The 1,763-nt window shown below is 48.6% G+C and carries 2 protein-coding genes; both read left to right on the top strand.

What is annotated here, in order from left to right:
• Positions 1-825: S16 family serine protease (locus tag KDK17_RS03920; protein ID WP_306671221.1), on the top strand; the 825-nt coding region annotated here is incomplete at its 5' end.
• A 537-nt stretch (positions 826-1,362) separates the two neighbouring features.
• Entirely contained in the window at positions 1,363-1,638 is a 276-nt protein-coding gene (gene hupB, locus KDK17_RS03915; protein ID WP_257279690.1) for a nucleoid-associated protein HU-beta, read from the top strand.
• Positions 1,639-1,763 lie beyond the last annotated feature (125 nt).

Genomic DNA, 1,763 nt, shown 5'->3' with positions numbered 1-1,763 from the left:
ATTCGTGATGTTATCCGTTATTACACTCGTGAGGCGGGAGTCCGGGGGCTGGAAAGGGAAATTGCCAAAATCTGCCGTAAGTCGGTGAAGGATGAAGCACTTTCTGCTGAAGAGCGTCACGATAAAGTAACACCAGAATCACTGGAGTACTTCCTTGGGGTTCGCAAGTTTAACTTCGGCAAGGCAGAAGATCAGGATAAGGTAGGTCAGGTCACTGGTCTGGCCTGGACCCAGGTTGGAGGTGAGCTGCTGACTATTGAGTCAATGGCGGTACCGGGCAAAGGCCAGATTACCAAGACGGGTTCTCTTGGGGATGTGATGCAGGAGTCTATCCAGGCGGCCCTGACTGTTGTTCGCAGCAGAGCACAGACTCTGGGTATCCCTCAGGATTTCCATCAGAAGAACGACTTGCACATTCACGTCCCTGAGGGTGCTACGCCCAAGGACGGTCCAAGTGCCGGTATCGGTATGTGTACAGCGCTGGTTTCTGTACTGACTGATATTCCGGTTAAGGCTGATGTTGCCATGACCGGTGAAATCACTCTGAGGGGGCAGGTGCTGGCCATTGGCGGTCTCAAAGAGAAGCTTCTTGCGGCGCATCGGGGTGGTATCAAGACAGTCGTGATTCCGGAAGAGAATCGCCGTGATCTCAAAGAGATTCCCGAGAATATCAAGGAAGACCTTACGATCGTACCTGTGAAGTGGATTGATGAAGTGCTGGAGGTTGCTCTGCAATATACTCCAACCGCCAGCGATGAAGAGCAGGTTAAGGGGCTTAAAACAAAGACTGCTTCTAACCGGGACCGATCAATCAAGACCCACTGATCATAATGATCTGATTGAAACAATAGGCTGGTACATTGGTACTGGCCTTTTTTTAGAAAATAATGAGGAGAGGCAGTATTGATGGGTGCTTACGCTGTTGACAGTTACCATAGGGCATTGGTATAAAAAGCGTCTGCTGCCTCTATGTGGGCTCTGGTGTGATCCGGGAGCCCAGTGCTTATACGTTTCGGATATTATCGCACAACTCGTTCGATACAGTTTTTCTTCCTGATCCTGTTCAATTATTTCAGGTGGAATAATGGCGCTATTTCGAAGTGGTTTTGGCCGTTATGTAATAAGTGGGGAACTGTTGTTAACTGTTTGATTGGTACATACGATCAGATTAAACAGAAAACTGCAGAAATTACCGGGTAGCCTGCGCTATTGCTTGAGTTTTCAGCTAAAATCACGCAGCATAGCAAAGCGCCCGTCAGGCAAGGTATCTGGGGCACTTAAACTGTCTTCAGTACCAACTAGCTAGTATTTGGCTATAGCTATTTTTGGCTATTAAAGCATCGTAGAAAGAAGGGGAATAGAGTGAACAAGTCCGAGCTGATTGAAGCAATTGCGGCATCTGCTGACCTTCCCAAGGCTGCCGCTGGTCGTGCCCTGGACGCCATTATTAACTCTGTCACCAATGCACTGAAAGATGGTGAACAGGTTGTACTGGTTGGCTTTGGTACATTCGCTGTTAAAGAGCGTGCGGCTCGAACTGGCCGTAACCCTCAAACCGGTGAGCCTATTGAGATTGCTGCTTCCAAAATTCCTAGCTTCAAGGCTGGTAAAGCTCTCAAGGACGCGGTTAACAGCTGATCACGCGCCCGGGATGAAGTCCTGAGACTTCAGTAAACCACAAAGGAACTGTGGCAAGAATCTGCAGTTGTTTTCATTAAAGGCTGTCCAGTTTTTGCTGCTTTCCGAAAAGGCGCATCTTGAGA

The organism is Endozoicomonas sp. SESOKO2 (assembly GCF_024606245.1).
Taxonomy (GTDB): Bacteria; Pseudomonadota; Gammaproteobacteria; order Pseudomonadales; family Endozoicomonadaceae; genus Endozoicomonas_A.
This window is presented reverse-complemented; position numbering and strand designations above follow the sequence as displayed.